17 protein-coding genes, 1 tRNA gene and 1 pseudogene are annotated in these 19,298 nt (G+C 62.2%); 2 read left to right on the top strand and 17 right to left on the bottom strand.

The genetic code is table 11. The features are described 5' to 3' along the window. The 12 genes from D3872_RS02100 to D3872_RS02155 form a co-directional block, all read right to left on the bottom strand. Positions 1–412: TonB-dependent receptor plug domain-containing protein (locus tag D3872_RS02100; protein WP_182915646.1), on the bottom strand; the 412-nt coding region annotated here is incomplete at its 3' end. A gap of 110 nt (positions 413–522) precedes the next feature. Then, positions 523–1,626, bottom strand: coding sequence for an ABC transporter ATP-binding protein (locus D3872_RS02105; protein WP_119809257.1), 1,104 nt, complete (start codon positions 1,624–1,626; stop codon positions 523–525). After that, positions 1,619–3,391 (bottom strand): ABC transporter permease, encoded by a 1,773-nt coding sequence (locus tag D3872_RS02110; RefSeq protein WP_119809258.1) that lies wholly within the window; start codon positions 3,389–3,391, stop codon positions 1,619–1,621. The genes D3872_RS02105 and D3872_RS02110 overlap by 8 nt, the downstream gene beginning before the upstream one ends. Next, positions 3,391–4,485 carry an ABC transporter substrate-binding protein gene (locus D3872_RS02115; RefSeq protein WP_119809259.1) on the bottom strand — a complete coding sequence of 365 codons (1,095 nt, stop codon included), beginning with the start codon at positions 4,483–4,485 and terminating at the stop codon, positions 3,391–3,393. The genes D3872_RS02110 and D3872_RS02115 overlap by 1 nt, the downstream gene beginning before the upstream one ends. Before the next feature lie 577 nt (positions 4,486–5,062). Further along, positions 5,063–5,266 (bottom strand): helix-turn-helix transcriptional regulator, encoded by a 204-nt coding sequence (locus tag D3872_RS02120; protein ID WP_229459113.1) that lies wholly within the window; start codon positions 5,264–5,266, stop codon positions 5,063–5,065. Positions 5,267–5,421: 155 nt separating this feature from the next. Continuing rightward, positions 5,422–7,212, bottom strand: a complete 1,791-nt coding sequence (locus tag D3872_RS02125; RefSeq protein ID WP_119809261.1) for a hypothetical protein — start codon at positions 7,210–7,212, stop codon at positions 5,422–5,424. A 181-nt stretch (positions 7,213–7,393) separates the two neighbouring features. Beyond that, the gene (locus tag D3872_RS02130; protein WP_119809262.1) at positions 7,394–9,097 is read right to left on the bottom strand and encodes a methyl-accepting chemotaxis protein; all 1,704 of its coding nucleotides are present in this window, start codon (positions 9,095–9,097) and stop codon (positions 7,394–7,396) included. Between the two features lie 58 nt (positions 9,098–9,155). Next, the gene (locus D3872_RS02135; protein ID WP_119809263.1) at positions 9,156–9,629 is read right to left on the bottom strand and encodes a chemotaxis protein CheW; all 474 of its coding nucleotides are present in this window, start codon (positions 9,627–9,629) and stop codon (positions 9,156–9,158) included. A 547-nt stretch (positions 9,630–10,176) separates the two neighbouring features. Further along, positions 10,177–10,251, bottom strand: a tRNA-Val gene (locus tag D3872_RS02140). Between the two features lie 37 nt (positions 10,252–10,288). Beyond that, a complete protein-coding gene (gene dnaQ / locus D3872_RS02145) occupies positions 10,289–10,993 on the bottom strand; it encodes a DNA polymerase III subunit epsilon (RefSeq protein ID WP_119809264.1) in 705 nt (234 codons plus the stop codon). A gap of 64 nt (positions 10,994–11,057) precedes the next feature. Further along, positions 11,058–11,495 carry a ribonuclease HI gene (rnhA, locus tag D3872_RS02150; protein WP_119809265.1) on the bottom strand — a complete coding sequence of 146 codons (438 nt, stop codon included), beginning with the start codon at positions 11,493–11,495 and terminating at the stop codon, positions 11,058–11,060. 8 nt (positions 11,496–11,503) lie between these two features. Continuing rightward, entirely contained in the window at positions 11,504–12,277 is a 774-nt protein-coding gene (locus D3872_RS02155; protein WP_119809266.1) for a class I SAM-dependent methyltransferase, read from the bottom strand. 25 nt (positions 12,278–12,302) lie between these two features. Between D3872_RS02155 and gloB the strand changes: the two genes are divergently transcribed. Beyond that, complete coding sequence (gloB, locus tag D3872_RS02160; protein ID WP_119809267.1) at positions 12,303–13,103, top strand: hydroxyacylglutathione hydrolase; 801 nt, start codon at positions 12,303–12,305, stop codon at positions 13,101–13,103. A gap of 52 nt (positions 13,104–13,155) precedes the next feature. Here the strand turns inward: gloB and aceB are convergent. Continuing rightward, positions 13,156–14,744 (bottom strand): annotated as a pseudogene (gene aceB / locus D3872_RS02165) (malate synthase A). 141 nt (positions 14,745–14,885) lie between these two features. On the opposite strand from aceB, the gene D3872_RS02170 reads away from it, so the two are divergent. Then, entirely contained in the window at positions 14,886–15,791 is a 906-nt protein-coding gene (locus D3872_RS02170; RefSeq protein ID WP_119809268.1) for a LysR family transcriptional regulator, read from the top strand. Positions 15,792–15,880: 89 nt separating this feature from the next. Here D3872_RS02170 and D3872_RS02175 read toward each other — a convergent pair whose 3' ends face one another. From D3872_RS02175 to D3872_RS02190, 4 genes are all read right to left on the bottom strand, one after another. Then, entirely contained in the window at positions 15,881–16,084 is a 204-nt protein-coding gene (locus D3872_RS02175; RefSeq protein WP_008448165.1) for a cold-shock protein, read from the bottom strand. 315 nt (positions 16,085–16,399) lie between these two features. Then, on the bottom strand, positions 16,400–16,780 hold the full coding sequence (locus tag D3872_RS02180) for an Hpt domain-containing protein (RefSeq protein WP_119809269.1): 381 nt from the start codon (positions 16,778–16,780) through the stop codon (positions 16,400–16,402). 9 nt (positions 16,781–16,789) lie between these two features. Beyond that, positions 16,790–17,440, bottom strand: a complete 651-nt coding sequence (gene upp, locus D3872_RS02185) for a uracil phosphoribosyltransferase (RefSeq protein WP_119809270.1) — start codon at positions 17,438–17,440, stop codon at positions 16,790–16,792. A 158-nt stretch (positions 17,441–17,598) separates the two neighbouring features. Further along, positions 17,599–19,275, bottom strand: coding sequence for an isovaleryl-CoA dehydrogenase (locus D3872_RS02190; protein WP_119809271.1), 1,677 nt, complete (start codon positions 19,273–19,275; stop codon positions 17,599–17,601). Between the last annotated feature and the right edge of the window lie 23 nt (positions 19,276–19,298).

Consider the following 19,298-nt stretch of genomic DNA (forward strand, 5'->3'; position numbering starts at 1 on the left):
ACACCTCGCGCGCCGTGTCGTTGAGAGTCGAGGTAATGGGCGCGCCATCAACCAGGAATACCGGCTTGCGCCCCCGCACCGAAGTATAGGTGTTGACGCCGGTGTTGGTGCCGCGCGAAATACCCGGAACCAGGTTGGCGAGGATGTCGGCCATGTTGCCGGAAACCGCCATCTGCTTCGATATCTCCTCGCTGGCGATCAGCTGGACCGTTTGCGGCATGGTGCGGATCGAGGCGGGAAGCCGCGTGCCCGAGATCACGACCGATTCCAGCTTGGGCGGTTGTTCCTGCGTCGTGGCGACCGGTTCGGCCTGTTGGGCCATGGCGGTGGTGCTGGCGACCGCGCAACACAGCATGGTTTTCTTGAGCGGCAAGCTGGAGCCACGGAAACGGGGTGTTGGGTAATTGGTCATTCTTATAGTCTCGCAAGCGAAGTGAACAATACGTCGGAAAGGCGCGGCCGGGCCCGCACCGCCCGGTGCCGGGCGGTGGCAAACAAGACCTCTGTGGTTTTCGGGATGGCTTATGAAGCGCCGGGCATGGCCGGACTCGAGCGCCAGAACGGCATGCAATGGCGCGCCGGCAACTCCGCAATCGTCTCACCCATCGCCAATTCCTCGTGACCCTTGACGCGCAAGATGTCGTCGCCGATTGCCACCAGATACTCGAAGTGGGTGCCCAGGAAGTCACGCTGCATGATCCGGCCCAGCAGCATGTTCTGGCCATCGCGCGCCGCGCCGCGCGGGCGCAGGCTGACATGCTCCGGCCGGATCGCGACCTCGATCCCGTGGTCGCCCTTGCCGGGCGGTTCAGTATCGAGATGGATCGCCTGCGCGTCCGGCAGGGCCACCGACATGCGGCCATCCCCGTGGCGCACCGCGCGGCCGGTCAGGATATTGCTGTGTCCGACGAAATCGGCGATGAAGGAAGACGTCGGCGCCAGGTAGATTTCGCGCGGCGTACCGAGCTGGACAATCCGCCCCTCGCTCATCACGGCAATCCGGTCGCTCAGCGCCAGCGCCTCGTCCTGGTCGTGCGTTACGTACAGCGTGGTGATTTTCAGGCGGCGCTGGAGCTCGCGCAGCCAGCCGCGTGCGCGCAAGCGCAGCTTGGCATCCAGGTTCGACAGGGGCTCGTCGAGCAGCAGCAACTGGGGCGCATACACCAGCGTGCGCGCCAGCGCGACGCGCTGCTGCTGGCCGCCCGACAGTTCGTGCGGATAGCGCGCTGCATAGTCTTCCATCTCGACCAGGGACAAGGCCCATTCCACCTTGGCGCGCGCCGTCGCGGCCGGCATCTTGCGCAGCTTCAGGGGGAAGCCGACGTTATCGCGCACGGACATGTGCGGCCACAAGGCATAGGACTGGAACACCAGGCCGCAGTTGCGCTGTTCCGGCGCCAGGTTGATCTTGCGGGCGGCGTCGTAAAACACGCTGCTGCCGACCGCGATGCTGCCGCCGGACGGCTTGTCCAGGCCGGCGATCGAGAACAGCGTGGTGCTTTTTCCGCATCCGCTGGGTCCAAGCAGGGTGAGGAATTCGCCGTCGTTGACGGTGAAGGAAATATCGTCCACCGCCCTCACCTGCCCATAGTCACGGGTCAAGCCGCTTACAATCAGGTCAGCCATTTGAATTGCCTTTCGCAACAGGCGCTTTGCCGAAGCGCACGATAAGCGCCACCAGCAGCAGCGTCAGGATGAGTTGAACCACGGACAGCGCAGCAACCGGCCCGACATCGCCCTTTGCCCACATGTTCAGCAAGGTGGTGCCGATAATTTCCGTCCCCGGCGAGTACAGGAAAACCGCGGACGCATACTCCTTGAAGAAGGAGATGAACTTCAGCAGGTAGCAGGCGATCAGCGCCGGCTTGGCGATCGGCAGCACGATGCTCTGGCAGGTGCGCCACCAGCTGGCGCCGCACACCCGCGCGCTCTGGTCGATTTCGCGGCCGATCTGCAGCAGCGATGGCGCCAGCGCCACGTAGGCCGACGGCAGGTTGCGCATGGTAAATGCGATGATCAGCAAGGCCAGCGTTCCGTGCAGCAGGCTCAGTCCGGGCACCCACAGCACCACCCACAGGAAGCCGATGCCGGCCACCATGCCCGGCACGGCCCGCGGCAGCAGCGCCAGCATTTCAAGGTGCTTTCCAAACTTGAAATCGGAGCGCTGGATCACTGCCGCGATCAGGGCGGTCAAGGCCGTGGCCACTGCCGCGCCGATGGTCGAGACGACCAGGCTGTTCCAGATCGAGCGCGCATACACTTCGTGCTCGAACAGGGTCTTGAAGTGGTCGAGCGTCAGGTAGTCCAGCGGCGAGACCAGCGGGGTCAGGTAGACCACGCTGGCGCGCACCACCAGCGCCAGCATCGGCAACACCACGGTGAACGCCAGGTACACGGCCAGCAAGGCGAACACCATCCAACGCCAGCTGCCGATCTCGAGCGGCTTGGAACGCTGCGACTTGCCGCGCACGGTGACGAAGCGCTGGCGCTGGGACAGCAGCTTTTGCTGGACCAGCACCAGCAGCGCGACCGTCAGCAGCAACAACAGCGCCGCGGCGCCGAGGAGGCCGTAGTCCGGCTGGGTCTGCCCCATGCCTTCGCGCAGCAAATACGTCGTGAAGAACTCAAGGCCGGCGGGCCAGCCGAATACCAGCGGGATGGAGAGCATTTCCAGTCCACCGACGAAGGTCAGCAGGGTCGAGTACACGATCGCCGGGCGCAGCAGCGGCAAGGTGACCGAGCGCAGCACCCGCAGCGGCGTGGCGCCGGCGCTGCGGGCGGCGTCCTCCAGCGAAGCGTTGCTCAGTTCCAGGGAGCTGATGCAGAACAGCATCACCGTCGGCGCCATCGCGATGCCGCCGAGTACACCCATACCGCTGATCGTCGTCAGTTCCCAGGGCACCCCGCCGAACCAGTTGCGGCATACCAGGCTGATATAGCCGGACGGGCCGTACAGCACATACCAGCCCAGGGCCAGCACCAGTTGCGAGATATAGATCGGGCCCAGCATCGCGCCTTCGATCCAGTGCCGCAGCGGCAGGTCGAGGCGGACGATGGCGATGGCCGATGCCACGCCGATGGCCAGTGCAACGACGGTCGAGACGATGGCCAGCCCAAGCGAATTCCAAAGCGCCTGGTGAAACTCCGGCTGCCCCAACAGCTTGGTATAGCTGGACAGTGTCAGCACTCGGTCGACCTCGTACAGGGGCCCGGACTGCAAGGACTGATAGGCAATCACCAGGATCGGGGACAGCACCAGCAAGGCAGTCAACACCAGCACAGCCATATGGATAGGCGCGCTCCAGTCCAGGCCTTGCCTTTTCCTGGCCGCCAGCTCCACGCCCGCCGCGCTGGCGGCGAGGGGCGGGAAATGAGGCATCTCCAGTGCCATTACATGCCTTTCTGTTTGTAAGCGGCGCGCCAGGCGTCGGTGAAGGTCTTGTTATCGCTTACCATTTTCTCGTCATACTTCACCAGCACGATATTCTTCTCGCCGATCTGCTCGCGGATCATGCGGTAGGTAAGGAAAGGCACTTCCTCCTTGCGAACATCGTCGCGGTAGGGCGTCAGGCCGCCGCTGGCCACGGCGACCTGGCCTTCATGCGACACAATAAAATCAAGGAACAGCTGGGCCGAGAATTTGCTGCGCGAGTTCTTGGTGATTGCGATACCGCGCATCATGACGGGGGTGCCGTCTTCGATCAGGTTCCAGCCCAGGATACCGTTCACCTTTCGGTCCTTGACGTGCTTAAAGAACGTGAGCGGGGAACCGAAATAGATGGTCGTGTATTCACCGGTGGCGACCTTTTCCGCCATCGACGCACCGCCGCCTTCCGGCCGCGTCAGCGGACCAAGTTCGCGAAGCGTGTTCCATCCGGCCGGGCCCATCTGGTTGACATAGCTCCAGTGAATCGCGCTCGCGAACGGATGGCGGGCCGCGTCGTAGGTGGTCATGCGGCCGGAGAAATCCTTGGGATACTTCCTAGCCAGGTCGACCAGCTGCGACATCGACTTCGGGCGCCGCTCCGGCGGAAGGATTAGCTTGTTGTAGACGATAACCATCGGGTCGGTCGACAAGGTGTACAAGCCTGGGAACGGGTGGCTCCAGTCCGGCAAGGATTTCTCGTCGTGCGCGGTGTAAGGCTCGATCTCGCCCTTTTTGATGAAGCGCAGCCATACGCCGGGCGCGGCCGCGGCGATCAGGTCGGCGCTCGGGCGGCCGACCGATGATTCGGCATAGTAGCGCTCGAAGCTGTCGCCGGGTCCGAGGTCCAGCGTTTTGACGGGAATCCAGGGATACTTCTTCGTGAACGCCGCCACCGCGGGCGCCCAGTTGTCGGCAGCGACATTGCCGTAAAGGACCAGGCCCTGCTCCTGCCTGGATCTGCTGACCGCGTCCGGCGCGGCCGCCATCGACAGGGGAACGACACTCGACAGGGCGATGGCCACCATGACGCTCTTGAAACCGACAACACGCTTGTTCATCTGTTGCTCCTTGGGTTGAGACAGGACGACTGTTTTTTATGCGCTGCGAATTCGATTGCTTGATTACATAGTAGCCAATTTTTGCGACTAGCGTCAACCACTATTTTGCCGGATCACCCCCCCCCTTCCCCGGGCGGAACTGCAGCTCAGGTGCGGCGCACCAGTGCCTACCCGCGTTTGCGCCAGGACATGCAGCGGCAGTATCCGCCAAGTTTTGCTTGAAAGCGTCGTTTTTTGGCTACTATTCTGAGGTATGGGGTGTCGCCCATCTCCATCAGGTTGAAGTCATAGCTGCCGCCACGGCCCATGTAGACACCGCCAGAGCAAGGGGGAACACCCTCCGCCAACGCGGCGAAGACGCCATATCGCCACCGAACTGGAAGCGGCCCTGAACGTACGGAGCGCGCGTACTGAGCCAGACGTCCAGAGTCACCAGCTCGTCGCCGAAGTACACGTTACCGACGTAGCCGACGTGCTCACCCGGTGGTGGGAACCAGCCGAAGATCGAAGATATCAGGATGCACGTCGTAGTCGCCTACGTGCTCCAGCGGGCTGGGGAATTCGATGCGGGCCGCCACTACGCGCCCTCCTGCGCGGACGACTTTGCGCTTGGATTGCGCGAAGCCTGGATCAATGTTGCACGGGCACCGAGGCTGACAGGTGCAGGGAAGGTACCTTCTTTTACTCCCGCATAGAGCTTGCTGCGGGAAATCGCGACGCGGGTCAGCACGGCTGGCAGCTTCAACAATTTTGTAGCCATAATTTCATATTGTTTCCCCATGCGACCCGCGATTCGGCTGCGGCCTTGATCAGGCGGCCGTTGCGACCGCAGTACCGCTTCAGTTCCACTAGCTTATTGGCGTACGGATGGCTCGGCACGTCCCTGCGGCGCCGCTGAGTCAGAGCTACATCGTCATGCGCGCTTGATAAGGCAGATCAGTCGAGCGTCACCCCCATCAAACCAATCACAACGTCGTTGGCCAACGTACGCAACTCCACGCTCCTCAAAGGCTTGTTGCGATCGAGCGGCATCTCAAACACCGTGGCCGAGCCGCCATCAATCTTTCCAAGCAGGGCCTGCGGGAGCGCCGCCGGATCCAGCACACGCACCTTGGCCGTCTTCAGGTCGACCCGCACCGGCAACCGCCCGCAGTACGGGAACTGGTAGTCGTCGACGAAGTAGTCCTGCTCGATCGGCCACCAGCTTTCGGGATTGCGCAAGGCCAGGCGCCCGCGCGTACCGTCCGCGTAGGTGACGACCACCTCCCCGTTGTCGATCCGGCTCTGCATGAAGTTGCTGGAGCCGGCCATCAGCAGGTAAATGCGTCCGGCCCTGCCTTGCAGCGGCACAGTGGCCTGTTTCGGATAATTGTCCCACTGAGAGGTGAACAGCACATTGGCCGCGCCCGATGCTGCCGGTGTAGCGAAGCTCAAGCCGTTCGGCAGGCGCAACGTGCCGCCCTGCGCACGCATGCCGGTATCGTCGATCACGGTCATGGCGTTGACATGCCCGGCCCAGGCGCCGATTCCTTGCGACGGCAGCGACAGCGACACATAGGGTGAGCGCGGCGACAGGTACTTGCCGGGCTTGAATAGCTCGGTGACGCGGTCGTTGAACCACGGGCTCAGGTCGACATGGCGCGATCGCACCGGCGCACCTTTGGTCCAGGGCGCCGCTTCCAGCGTACACGCGGCGCGCGCCACCGCCTGTGGCTCGCTTGCCGCCTGCCACCATGTGAAGGCCCCTTGGCGGAGGCGCTGGAAGCCGTCACGGTCCTTGGTCTTGGCGATGGCCGGCGCATGCGCGCTGATTGGCTGGCCACTCCACTGGATCGCGACCTCGCTCTTGCGGCCAAACGGCAGTTCGACGCGCAGGCGCGGCGCGAATACTTCGTCGGCGCTCACGGTCCAGCGCACCGGCTTACCGTCGGCCAGCACCGACACTACCCGGTCGCTCGCCGCCGGCAACTCGAGCACAAGGCGCTCGAACTTCGCCGCCGGCTGTTCGACCGTCCAGCGTTCGCGCTGACCGTCGCGCCGGAATGCCAGCGTCACGCTCGGATGATTCAGACTCGCATGACCCCACTCGCGCGGGAAACCAGGGCGCACCAGCAGCTCCCTGGCGAGAGCGTCCGGGCGCACGCCGAACAGTCCTTCCACCAATGTGCGCGCCATCACGCCAGAGCCGTCAGCAAAGTCGCGCTGGGCTTCGCGGCGGTTGACATCGAGGTAGTTCATGCTCCCGATGTTCCCCGGCGAGATGCCCATATACAGACTGGCCAGCAGCGCGCCTTTAGTCAGCTCGAATGCGCTGTCGCTGCGCCCGGCCTGCCAGGACGCCAGCGCCGTGTGCAGCACTTCGCCCATCACCACGTTATTGATGGACCAGGAATACGGCATCCAGTTGGTACTCGGCAGCACGCGGTATGGCCGGTCGGCGGGCACCCCTGGCCCCTGGATCGGAATCGGCCGCAGGTGCCGCTCAAGGTCCAGCGCCATGCGCGCGCCCTCCAGACGGTTCGGCACTTTCGAATCGAGCGTGTGATAGAAGGTCCACAGGCCGTAGCTGGGGTGCAGCAGCTGGCCTCCGAGCAGGTCGCGGTATTCGGCAAAAGCGCCCCGCTCCGGCATCAACAGGTAGCTACGCATGGCGCGGCCGATCCGCTCGGCTTCGGCCTGGTAAGGCTTGGGGTCCTTGCCGATCATCGCCGCGATGCGCGCAGCCATGTGGTTGTGCCAGGCGTTATAGGCGGTGGTGTGGGCGGCGCCGCCACCGTTGTAGTACAGGTCGTCGCTGGCCCAGATCGCGGCATATCCTTCGTACAGCGGCAGCTTGTCGGGGCCGTACTCTCGGCGGAACAGGTTTTGTCAGTTCAACCAATTACGAAGCAGACCACTAGCGAGATCGTTAGAACTCCTCCCAATCATTCCCCTTCGCCGCCGAGGCAAGCGCAACCAATCGTCGCTGCGGTGCAGTGGCGGCAACGCGCGCCTTCGTTTGCGATTTTTTGAGCTGCGGTGCAGCGCTGGCCTTCGCCAGGGCCGCAGCTTGCGCAGCATCGAGCTTGAACACACTGACTGCCTGCGACAGGCTGCCGGCCTGATCCTGCATCGCTTGCGATGCGGCGGCGGCTTCTTCCACTAGTGACGCATTCTGTTGCGTGACTTCGTCCATCTGGCTGATCGCCTGGTTGATCTGCTCGATCCCGGCAGTCTGCTCCTGGGTCGCGGCGGTGATCTCGCTCATGATGTCGGTCACGCGCTTCACGCTTTCCACGATCTCTTCCATCGTGGCGCCGGCCTGATCGACCAGCCTGGCGCCGGCGTCGACCTTCTCGACCGAGTCGCTGATCAACGTCTTGATTTCCTTGGCAGCGGCAGCGGAGCGCTGCGCCAGGTTGCGCACTTCGGACGCCACCACCGCGAAGCCGCGCCCCTGTTCGCCGGCGCGCGCGGCTTCCACCGCGGCGTTCAGCGCCAGGATGTTGGTCTGGAACGCGATGCCGTCGATCACGCCGATGATGTCGACGATCTTTTTCGCCGAGTCGTTGATCGAGCCCATCGTCTCCACCACCTGCGCCACCACCGTGCCGCCCTTGCTCGCCACATCGGAGGCGGTGGTTGCAAGGCCGTTGGCCTGACGGGCATTATCGGCATTCTGCTTGACGGTGCTGGTCAATTCTTCCATGGACGACGCGGTTTCTTCCAGCGAGCTGGCCTGTTGTTCGGTGCGCGATGACAGATCCAGGTTGCCGGATGCGATCTGGTTCGACGCGGTGGCGATGGTGTCGGTGCCGGTGCGCACTTCGCTGACGATGGTAGCCAGGCTGTCGCGCATGGCTTTCATCGCGAACAGCAGGCTGGAACGGTCATCCACCTTGGTGTTCACGCTGACGGAAAGGTCGCCGGCCGCAATTTTCCCGGCGATGGCCGCCGCGTAATCCGGCTCGCCGCCAAGCTGCTTCATCAACCAGCGCGTCATCAGGAAAGCGGCGATGACGCCGAGTGCCATGCCGGCGATCAGCAGGCCGATGATCAGGCTGCGTGCCGCTGCATACAGCGCGTCGCTGGCTTTGGCTGCGCTGATGCCGCCATCCACATTGATCTGGACCAGTTTATCGATACGTTCGACCAGTTCGGCATTCAGCCGCGAGGACTCGCCGCGCAACGCGGCCTTCGCTTCCTCGTTTTTGTTTGCGCGGGACAGCGCCACGACCTTCGCGTTCTCCGCCATGTACGGCGCCCACAGCTTGGCGAACTCGTCGTACGCCGCCTTCTCTTCGGGAGAGGAGATCAGCTTGACGTATTCTTCCTGATGTTTCTGAAATTGCGCCACGAAGTCGGCCATGCGCTTCTCATACCTGCTCATCTCGGCATCTTCCGTGGACAGGATGTGCTGCAGCGCCTGCACACGATAGCGTGCCAGACTGGCTTCCATTTCCAGCGCAGCGCGCGAGGACGGCATCCAGTTGTACGCGATATCCGTCGTGCTGGCATTGACCCGCGTCAGTTGGATGATTGAGAAAATGCCCAGGATTAAAGTCAGTACGAGTACGGCGGCGAATGAAATCGCCAGCTTGGTGGCGAGGCGCAAGTCATTGAACCATTTCATGGGTATTCTCCTCAGAAGAGTTGCATTGCCGGGCAGGGATGCGGTTTCGTTCGTGGATTCAGGCGGCCAGCTTGCCGATCAGGCCGCTATCGGCGCTCGACATCAGGCGGTCGATATCGATCAGGATCACCATCCGCTGATCGAGCGTGCCAAGACCGGTCAGGTAATCGGTGTTCAACGCGGTGCCCATTTCCGGCGCCGGTTTGATCTGGTCTGGAGTCAGCGTAATGACGTCCGATACGCTGTCGACAACCATGCCGACGACGTGGCCGGCGATGCTCAAAATGATGACGACCGTGAACTGGTCGTAGGTCGGCGCGCCGAGATTAAACTTGATGCGCATGTCGACAATCGGCACGATGATCCCGCGCAGGTTGACGACGCCCTTGATGAAGTCGGGCGCGTTGGCGATGCGGGTGACCGCGTCATAGCCGCGGATTTCCTGCACTTTCAGGATGCTCACACCGTATTCTTCGGTGCCGAGCGTGAAGGCCAGCGCTTCAATCCCATTCCGGTTTGTATCGTTCTGCACTCTTTCTCCCCCTCTTGTCCGTGTCCATGTGTCGACGTACTGCTGAGAAATGCGGTGTGCTGCTCGTGATGCGAGAACTCTTCGAGCTTGATGTTTAATCGCTTGTAGCGTGATGCCGATAATCGGTTACGTTTTCATGTGCACACCGGGCATGTCGCCTTTTGCACCACGAGCTGACAAAGCCGGTGCTTACTTCCATGAATAGGCGCGCTATAGCGATGATCCGATGCCCGCATAAGATTATTGCGATGCAACAAATTGTTTCCACAAGGCACATAATCCATCGGGCTTAAAAAAGACTTTTTGCGAAAAATCAAAAGTGAAGCTGTTAGTCGACAAGAATTATTGACGAGATCGAGAACCATTTTGAATACCATCAATAGTTCTTGCTTTAGCCGACCAGTTTTCGCCTATGGTTACAAGCTCAACGGCTCGTCCCCGCACTGTGCGTCCTGCAACGTCCAAAGACGTTTTCCATACTTTTTCCATACAAAGCAAAAAAGGCCTGCAACCGGTCGTCGCAAGCCTTTGATTTCACTACGTATTTTGGTGGGAAGTGCAAGTTTCGAACTTGCGACCCCTGCAGTGTGAATGCAGTGCTCTACCCCTGAGCTAACCTCCCAAAGCGGGGCGAATTATCGCACATCCTTGAAGAAACGTCACGTTTCTGCGTAGCTGCGCCAAAGACATGTTCCTTTTACCTGCTTGTCGAGGCCCTCGAGCAGGCTCGCATGCGCCGCCATTTCGTCGTCCGAAGCGCGCACAACGATAATCTCGGCCAGTGCCACCGCTTCAAGCGCCCCGCCGATGGTAGTCGCTTCGACCTCGATTTCCATCGACAGGCTGTTCTGGCCGCGCGTCATCGACAGGTACACGTCCGCCAGCAGCTCGGCATCGAGCAGCGCGCCGTGCAGCTTGCGGTGCGAGTTTGAAACGCCGTAGCGGTCGCACAGGGCATCCAGCGAATTGCGCTTGCCGGGATGCAGCTCCTTGGCGTTCACCAGCGTGTCGATCACGCCGCTGGAGTGAGAAACAAACGTCGGCAGGCCCAGCAGCTTGAACTCGTGATTCAGGAAGCCAAGGTCGAACGGCGCGTTGTGGATGATCAGCTCGGCGCCCTGCACATACTCGCGCAACTCGGCGGCAATCTCGGCGAACTTCGGCTTATCGCTCAAGAATTCGGTGGTCAGTCCGTGCACCGCCAGCGCGCCTTCGTCCGAATCGCGCTCCGGATTGATGTACCGGTGGAAGTTATTCCCGGTAAGCATACGGTTATTGATCTCGACACAACCGATTTCAATGACACGGTCACCCGTGCGCGGATTCAGGCCGGTAGTTTCGGTATCGAGGACAATTTGACGCATGGAATTTGATGATGTGATGAAACAAGTGCGCGCAGTATAGCAAATGCGCGCATGGCTCCTGGGTTTAGCGAAGGACGGTTTCGACGCCCCGGTTGGCCAGTTGGTCGGCACGTTCGTTGCCGGCATGACCGCTGTGGCCGCGCACCCATTTCCATTCGACCTTGTGTTCCTTCTGCGCCGCGTCCAGCGCCTTCCACAGGTCTTCGTTCTTCACTGGTTCCTTGGCGGAAGTTTTCCAGCCACGGGCCTTCCAGCCGTGGATCCATTCAGAAATGCCCTTCTGGACATACTGGCTATCGGTGTACAGCACGACCTCGCACGGGCGGGTCAGTGCGCCCAGTGCTTCAATAACGGCACGCAATTCCATGCGGTTGTTCGTGGTGTTCCGCTCGCCGCCGAAGATTTCCTTCTCATGTCCATCGGACACAAGCAAGGCGCCCCAGCCGCCGGTTCCTGGATTTCCCTTGCATGCGCCGTCGGCGAAAATCTCTACTTTACTCATCCAGCTGATTACTTTCTGTTAGTTGCGGGCACGGCCTGCGGCGCCTTTGCCGCTTTTTTATTCCATGCGGGGCCAATCAGCGTCATGCCCTTGACCCGCTTTACCGCGTGCACCATGTATACCGCGCCCAGGTAAGGCCACCACCGCTTGCCCGCGTTTTCCATGAAGGCGAAGCGGCCCAGCCAGTGTGCCGTGCGGCATGGCGGCGCGTAGCAGCCAAAATGGCTGCGCGTTACGCCAAGATTCAGCAATTTTAACCAGTCTTTCATCCGGGGCATAGAAATGAATTCGCCGGCGACAGGCAAGTAGGGGCTGCGCGTCACGCGCCGCAAGCCCTGTCTCACTCCCCACAGGCTGGCGGGATTGAAGCCGATGATGATGACCTGGCCCTCGGGAATCAGGACGCGCTCGACTTCGCGCAGCACCTGGTGCGGCTCGGCGGCAAACTCCAGCACATGCGGCAGCACGACGAGGTCGAGACTCTGCGACGCGAACGGCAGTTCGGCAAAGTCGAGCGCCACTGCGATCTGCTTGCCGCCGGCAGCCAGTTGCTGCGGGTCGAGTTCGGTGGCGCGGGTTGCGGCCTGCCACTTGTTCGGCATGCGGTTGGCGGCCAGGGCGTCGATCTGCGGCAGGCCCACCTGTACCGCGTTGAAGCCGAAAATATCGGCCGTCATGTCGTCAAGGCAAGCCTGTTCCCACGCGCGCACGTAGACCCCGGCCGGGGTTTTCAGCCAGCTATCGAGCGCTATAATGGATTTTTCGGATGCCGCACTGTCCATGCCTACCCTATTTTAAAGCAACACTATGACGACTTTACCCCGCAGCGCCTTGACCGTGCTTGCTGTCCCCGCCTTTAAGGACAACTATCTCTGGCTCATCCATGACGGGTTCAATGCGGCGGTTGTCGACCCGGGCGACGCCCAACCCATCCTTGCCGCGCTGGCCGAGAACGGGCTTGCGCTTACTGCCATTCTACTCACCCATCACCATGCTGACCATATTGGCGGTGTGCAAGAGCTGCTGAGACATGCGCGGGTGCCGGTTTTTGGGCCCCGCAACGACGGCATCGACGCGGTCACGCGCCCGCTTGGCGAGGGCGACCGGATTGCGGTGCCGGGGCTCGGCCTGGACTTGCGCGTGCTCGATGTTCCGGGGCATACGCTGGGGCATATCGCCTATGTGCGCGAGACGCCGGGCGAGCATTGGCTGTTTTGTGGGGATACCTTGTTTGCGGGCGGATGCGGACGCGTGTTCGAAGGGACGCCGGCGCAGATGGCCGATTCGCTGGGCAAGCTCGCCGCGCTGCCGGAAGATACCAAGGTTTTCTGCGCGCATGAATATACGCTGTCCAATTTGCGCTTCGCGCAGGAGGTGGAGCCGGGGAACAAGCAGCTGTCGCAACGGTTGATAGAGGACGGCGCAAAAAGGGATCGCGACGAGCCGACTGTGCCGTCGACCATCGGCCTGGAGAAGCTGACCAATCCGTTCCTGAGGTATCAGGAACCGGGGATTGTCAGGACTTTAGTGACCGAAGGGAAACTGGAGAATGGGGCGTCGCCTGTCGAGACCTTTGCGGCGCTGAGGGCGTGGAAGAACACGTTCTAGGCCACAAGCGCCACGGGTGCTAACCGTGGCGCTTGCTACCCTGCGCTGACCGTCAGATCTCTTCGTACAGCGGCAATGTCAGGAACTCAGCAAACGACTCCGACGTCGACATCTCCTCGAAAATCTCCGCAGCGCGAGCATAGTTCGGGCTGCTGCCATCCGGCGCTGCTTCCCTTACCTTCGCCAGCTCCTCCGGAATCATCGCGCGCACCATGTCGGCGGTGACCTTGCGGCCATCGTCCAGCACACCCTTGGTCGAGCGAATCCACTGCCACACCTGCGAGCGGCTGATTTCCGCGGTCGCCGCATCTTCCATCAGGTTATGAATCGGCACGCAGCCGTTGCCACCAAGCCAGCTGCCCAGGTAATGAATGCCCACGTTGATGTTGTAACGCAGGCCCGCTTCCGTAATCGGCGCTTCCGGCTTGAAGTCCAGCAGGTCGGCGGCAGTCACTTCCACATCCAGGCGCTGCTTTTCGATCTGGTTCGGCTTGTCGCCCAGTACTTTCTTAAACTCGGTCATCGCGAGATCGACCAGCCCAGGATGCGCCACCCAGCCGCCGTCGTAGCCATCGGTCGCGTCACGCGCCTTGTCGTTGCGCACGCCGCCCATCGCTGCTTCGTTCTTCTCAGGATCGTTCTTGATGGGAATGAGCGCAGCCATGCCGCCGATCGCCGGCGCGCCCCGTTTGTGGCAAGTCTTCAGCAGCAGCAAGGCATATGCGCGCATGAACGGCGACGTCATCGTCACTTTCGGACGGTCGGCGAGGCAGAAGTCCTTGTCCAGCTTGAACTTCTTGATGCACGAGAAGATGTAGTCCCAGCGCCCGGCGTTCAGGCCAGCGCTGTGTTCGCGCAGCTCGTACAGGATTTCGTCCATCTCGAACGCGGCCAGGATAGTCTCGATCAGCACAGTGGCTTTGATGGTCCCCTGCGGCAGGCCCAGCTCATTTTGCGTCACCACGAAGATGTCGTTCCACAGGCGTGCCTCAAGGTGCGATTCCATTTTCGGCAGGTAGAAATACGGCCCCGCTCCGCGCGCCAACTGTTCCTTCGCATTGTGGAACATGAACAGCGCGAAGTCGAAGATGCCGCCGGAGACGCGCTTGCCGTCGACCAGCACGTGCTTCTCGTCCAGGTGCCAGCCGCGCGGACGCACGACCAGCGTGGCGACCTTCTCGTTCAGCTTGTACGACTTGCCGTTCTGTTCCAGCGAAATGCTGCCGCGCACCGCGTCGCGCATGTTGATCTGGCCGCTTACCTGGTTGTCCCAGTTCGGCGTGTTCGAGTCTTCGAAGTCGGTCATGTAGCTGTCGGCGCCGGAGTTCAGCGCGTTGATGACCATCTTGCGGTCGACCGGCCGGTAATCTCGACGCGGCGGCATTCCAGCGCTTTCGGGATCGGCGCGATCTTCCAGTCGCCGGCGCGGATGTGCGCGGTGTCGGCCAGAAAGTCCGGACGCTCGCCGGCATCCAGGCGCTGCGCGCGTTCCACGCGTGCGGCCAGCAGCTGCTGGCGGCGCGGTTCGAATTCGCGCGCCAGCTTGGCCACCAGTGCCAGTGCCTCTGGCGTCAGGATCTGTTCGTAGCCAGGCTTGATGTCCGCCTTGATTTCCATGCCGGGAGGGGTTGCGATGCTCATGTGTGCTGCTCCTGTAAAGGTGATGGTTGGATGCTGTGCGTTTCCGTTAAGTTGAAGTATATTCACTATCTGGTAGCTAAACTAGACAATTAATACATTCATCTGTGCGTTTTTGTCATAGATGAGGAAGGAACGCACTGCATGGGCCAGTTTCGCCAGATCTCCACCTTCGTCGAAGTCGTCGCACGCGGCAGCCTGTCCGCGGCGGCGCGCGCCGAAGGCATCGCACCTGCCATGATCGGCCGGCGGCTTGATGCATTAGAGGCGCGCCTCGGCGTCAAGCTGCTCCAGCGCACCACGCGCAAGCTCGTGCTGACCAACGAGGGCGCCGCCTTCCTCGAGGATTGCCAGCGCATCCTGGCAGAGCTGGAAGAAGCCGAAACGGCGGTCGCAGAGCGCAGCGCCAAGGCCAGCGGCCACCTGCTGGTGTCGGCCCCCGCGGGCTTCGGAAGGCGCCACGTGGCGCCCCTGCTGCCCTCCTTCCTGGCCGAGCACCAGGACGTCACCATCAACCTCAACCTGTCCGACCGCATCGTCGATGTTATCGGCGAAGGCGTCGATGTCGCCATCCGTATCGCCAGTCTTTCTGACTCGAGTTTGGTGGGGGTCAAGCTGGCCGACAACCAGCGCGTGCTGGTGGCGTCGCCCGCCTACCTGCGGCGCAAGGGCACGCCGCGCACGCTGGCCGACCTGGCCAAGCACAATTGCCTGGCATTCAGCAGCGAAGGCAGCCAGCGCGGCTGGACCTTCAATGAGAACGGAAAGATCGTGACGTTGAAAGTGCCCGGCAACATGGTCTGCAACGACGGCGCGGTGCTGCACGAGTGGGCGCTGGCCGGCAAGGGGCTGGCGTGGCGCTCGATGTGGGAAGTGGGAAGCGATATCGACGCGGGCCGACTGCGCACGGTGCTGAACCAGCATGCCGCGCCGGGCAGCGATATCTACGCGGTGTTCGCGCAGCGCCGCCACCTGCCGCTGCGGATCAGGGCCTTCGTCGACTTCCTGCGCCACACGTATGCGGGCAAGGACTACTGGCGCAAGCGCTGAAGGACCCGCCAGGAAGGCCGCCTGCAAAAGGGACAGGCGAAAAAAAATCCCCGGAAACCGAGGATTTTTTTGCTTGGATTCAGTCGCTATTACAGTGGCTGAATGTTCGAAGCTTGCTTGCCCTTAGGACCAGCGGTTACTTCGAAAGATACGCGCTGGTTCTCTTGCAGCGACTTGAAGCCTGCCGACTGGATAGCCGAGAAGTGAGCGAACAGATCTTCGCCGCCTTCATCAGGGGTGATGAAGCCGAAGCCCTTCGAGTCATTGAACCATTTTACGATGCCAGTTGCCATTACAATTTCCTATTTCAGTTAAGTGGACTTTCGTCCGTTTTCGATCGTTTGAAGAACCAAGTAAGAAATGACAGACAAACTGCACTACTACCTCGAATCCAACGATCCCGTATTATACCGAATAAAACACAAAAAGCACGCCTCACACAAAATAAACTTGCTGTCGACTGAAATAATTCAAAACATCAACTATTTCAGGCACGTGTTCGAACCGGCAGTAGGGTGAATATAGGGCAAGGTAGCGATACAAGTTTGCGCTATATCAAACGATCCGTGCATGAATGCTTGCTTTTTGTAATGCAAATCCGCCACCGATCAATTGTGGCGCAGTTCCCCACTAATATATTGATCGGCTTTCGGATTAGTTTCAGCCCAGGCCACGTACTCGTCCAGTCCTGACATCCAGTTTTCCCAGTCGGCCGCGGAGACCGCGTCGAAGGCCATCAGCACCCGCAGGCGCTGTTCCAGCTGGCGCGCCTGCTGGCCCAGCACGCGGAACCCGAAGGTGGCGGCCGAACCGGCGATCGTGTGCAACATCTGGTGCAGGTCCCCGACCAGGGCGGCGTCCGGGGCGGACGGGTCGAACCGGCCACGCATGTCCTTCAGCCTGGCCACCGTATCCAGCACGCTGGTCGCGAACTTGTCGTTCAGTGCATTGAGCTTGGCAAAGAAGTCCTGGTCGATCAGCGTGGCCATGGCGGGCGCTTATTTGGTGCCGAAGATGCGGTCGCCCGCGTCGCCCAGGCCAGGCACGATGTAGGCGTGGTCGTTCAGGTGCGAATCGAGCGAGGCCACATACAGCTTGACGTTCGGGTGCGACTGCTGGAATACCTCCACGCCTTCGGGCGCCGCCACCAGGGCCAGGAAGATGATCTGCTCGTCGGTGACGCCGCGCTTTTTCAGCACGTCGACCGCGTGCACCGCCGAATTGCCGGTCGCGACCATCGGGTCGCACAGGATGAAGATGCGGTCGCTGGTGTCCGGCAGGCGCACCAGGTATTCGACCGGCTTGTGGGTTTCCGGGTCGCGGAACACGCCGACATGGCCGACGCGGGCCGACGGCACCAGTTCCAGCAGGCCATCGCTCATGCCGATGCCGGCGCGCAGGATAGGCACGATCGCCAGTTTCTTGCCGGCGATGACAGGCGCGTCGATGGTGACCAGCGGGGTTTCGATCTTGCGGGTGGTCAGCGGCAGGTCGCGGGTGATCTCGTAGCCCATCAGCAGCGTGATTTCCTTGAGCAGCTCGCGGAAGGTGCGCGTCGAGGTGTCGCGCTCGCGCATGTGGCTCAACTTGTGCTGGATCAGCGGATGGTTCAGGATAAACAGGTTGGGAAAGCGCGGATCTTGTTTCATTGGGTTGTTCATTATCGTTATGTTGAGGCTATCCAGCCATTATCCCAGCCCGGGGGCCCGTTTGTCCGCATTTTGGCAAATAAATGTCAGTTAGTCACGTCGCGTGATGCAAAAACATCAACAGCACCTCGTCCGCGAGTTGGTCGAGGCTGCCTGGCTCATTCCTGCAACGCCCGCGCCAGGATCGCAGCGCAATCGGCGCCGTCCGGCAGCCTGCCGTAAGCGCCGCCCACGTCGCTTGCAACGCGCGAAGCGACGAATGCATCGACCACGAAGGCTGGCGCATGCCGCAGCAGCAGCGCGGCCTGTACCGCGACCACGATGCGCTCGGCCAGCCGGCGCGCGCCATATTCCTCCTGCGGCTGTTCGAGGTCTGCCAGCAGCCGGCTACGGCAAGCACTGAAGGCGGCATTGGTGTCGCCTGCGAGCGCCAGTTCCGCGGCAAGCGCGGCGCGTGCCTCGGGCGACTTGGCCAGTGCGCGCAGCAGGTCCAGGCACATCACGTTGCCCGAACCCTCCCAGATCGAATTGACCGGGAACTCGCGGTACAGCCGCGCCATCGGGCCGTCCTCGACATAGCCGTTGCCGCCCACGACTTCCATCGCTTCCGCGCCAAAGCCCGGGCCGCGCTTGCACAGCCAATACTTGCCGGCGGGCGTGAGGATACGGGCCAGCAGCACCTGGGCCGGGTCGTCCTGCTGGTCGAAGCAGCGCGCCAGCCGCATGGCGAACGCCGTCGCCGCCTCCGATTCGAGGGCCAGGTCGGCCAGTACGTTCTGCATCAGCGGCTGCTCGGCCAGCTTGCGGCCGAAGGCGGCGCGGCCGCGCGCGTGGTGCAGCGCATGGGTCAGCGCCGCGCGCATGATGCCGGCGGTGCCCAGCACGCAATCGAGCCGCGTATGGCTGGCCATCTCGATGATCGTGGGGACGCCGCGCCCCGGTTTGCCGACCAGCCAGCCGACCGCGCCGCAGAACTCCACCTCGGACGAGGCGTTGGAGCGGTTGCCCAGCTTGTCCTTCAGCCGCTGCACGCGGATATCGTTGCGGCTGCCGTCCGGCAGGAAGCGCGGCACGAAGAAGCACGACAGCCCGGCGCTGCCCTCGCCCTCGGTCTGCGCCAGCACCAGGTGCGCGTCGGATTGCGGCGCCGAGAAGAACCATTTGTGCCCGACGATGCGCCAGGCGCCCTCGCCTTCCTCGCCGAAGCGCGCGCGCGCGTCGGGCGGGGCGATCGGCTCGGCGCGGGTGGTATTGGCGCGCACGTCGGTGCCGCCCTGCTTCTCGGTCATGCCCATGCCGATCAGCGCGCCGCGCTTCTGTTCGATGGGCAGCGAGCGCGGATCGTACTGGCGCGACAGGATCTTCGGCAGCCATTTGGCCGCGAGCGGACCGGCCTGGCGCAGCGCGGGCACCGCGGCATAGGTCATCGTCACGGGGCACTGGCTGCCGTTTTCCAGTTGGCCGAACAGCAGGTACTGGGCCGCGCGGGCCACCTGGGCGCCGGGTTGGCCGGAGTCCCACGGCGAGGCGTGCGCGCCGGATTCGATCAGCATGGCCATCAGCTTGTGCCAGGCCGGATGGAATTCCACCTCGTCGATGCGGCGGCCACTGCGGTCGAAGTTCACCAGCCTGGGGCTGTTGACGTTGGCCTGGCGCGCCAGGTCCAGCGTTTCGGCCCGGCCCAGCTTCGCGCCCAGTTCGCGCAGCATCCCGTCGGCCCATCCGGCGCCTTCGCGCGCCAGCGCTTCCTGCAGCGCCGGGTCGGCGCCGTACAGGTTGACGTTCTCGAAGGGCGTGGCCTGGTTGAATACAGCGTGCGTATCGAATTCGCTCATTGTCTCGGGTCCCGTGTGGATTT

Origin of the sequence: Massilia cavernae (assembly GCF_003590855.1) — a bacterium.
GTDB lineage: Bacteria > Pseudomonadota > Gammaproteobacteria > Burkholderiales > Burkholderiaceae_D > Telluria_A > Telluria_A cavernae.

What these genes read in the sequence shown, in the direction of transcription:
- D3872_RS02105 (WP_119809257.1), bottom strand. Translation starts at nt 1,626, where the DNA reads ATGGCTGACCTGATTGTAAGCGGCTTGACCCGTGACTATGGGCAGGTG.
- D3872_RS02110 (WP_119809258.1), bottom strand. Translation starts at nt 3,391, where the DNA reads ATGGCACTGGAGATGCCTCATTTCCCGCCCCTCGCCGCCAGCGCGGCG.
- D3872_RS02115 (WP_119809259.1), bottom strand. Translation starts at nt 4,485, where the DNA reads ATGAACAAGCGTGTTGTCGGTTTCAAGAGCGTCATGGTGGCCATCGCC.
- D3872_RS02120 (WP_229459113.1), bottom strand. Translation starts at nt 5,266, where the DNA reads ATGGGGAAACAATATGAAATTATGGCTACAAAATTGTTGAAGCTGCCA.
- D3872_RS02125 (WP_119809261.1), bottom strand. Translation starts at nt 7,212, where the DNA reads ATGGCTGCGCGCATCGCGGCGATGATCGGCAAGGACCCCAAGCCTTAC.
- D3872_RS02130 (WP_119809262.1), bottom strand. Translation starts at nt 9,097, where the DNA reads ATGAAATGGTTCAATGACTTGCGCCTCGCCACCAAGCTGGCGATTTCA.
- dnaQ (WP_119809264.1), bottom strand. Translation starts at nt 10,993, where the DNA reads ATGCGTCAAATTGTCCTCGATACCGAAACTACCGGCCTGAATCCGCGC.
- rnhA (WP_119809265.1), bottom strand. Translation starts at nt 11,495, where the DNA reads ATGAGTAAAGTAGAGATTTTCGCCGACGGCGCATGCAAGGGAAATCCA.
- D3872_RS02155 (WP_119809266.1), bottom strand. Translation starts at nt 12,277, where the DNA reads ATGGACAGTGCGGCATCCGAAAAATCCATTATAGCGCTCGATAGCTGG.
- gloB (WP_119809267.1), top strand. Translation starts at nt 12,303, where the DNA reads ATGACGACTTTACCCCGCAGCGCCTTGACCGTGCTTGCTGTCCCCGCC.
- D3872_RS02170 (WP_119809268.1), top strand. Translation starts at nt 14,886, where the DNA reads ATGGGCCAGTTTCGCCAGATCTCCACCTTCGTCGAAGTCGTCGCACGC.
- D3872_RS02175 (WP_008448165.1), bottom strand. Translation starts at nt 16,084, where the DNA reads ATGGCAACTGGCATCGTAAAATGGTTCAATGACTCGAAGGGCTTCGGC.
- D3872_RS02180 (WP_119809269.1), bottom strand. Translation starts at nt 16,780, where the DNA reads ATGGCCACGCTGATCGACCAGGACTTCTTTGCCAAGCTCAATGCACTG.
- upp (WP_119809270.1), bottom strand. Translation starts at nt 17,440, where the DNA reads ATGAAACAAGATCCGCGCTTTCCCAACCTGTTTATCCTGAACCATCCG.
- D3872_RS02190 (WP_119809271.1), bottom strand. Translation starts at nt 19,275, where the DNA reads ATGAGCGAATTCGATACGCACGCTGTATTCAACCAGGCCACGCCCTTC.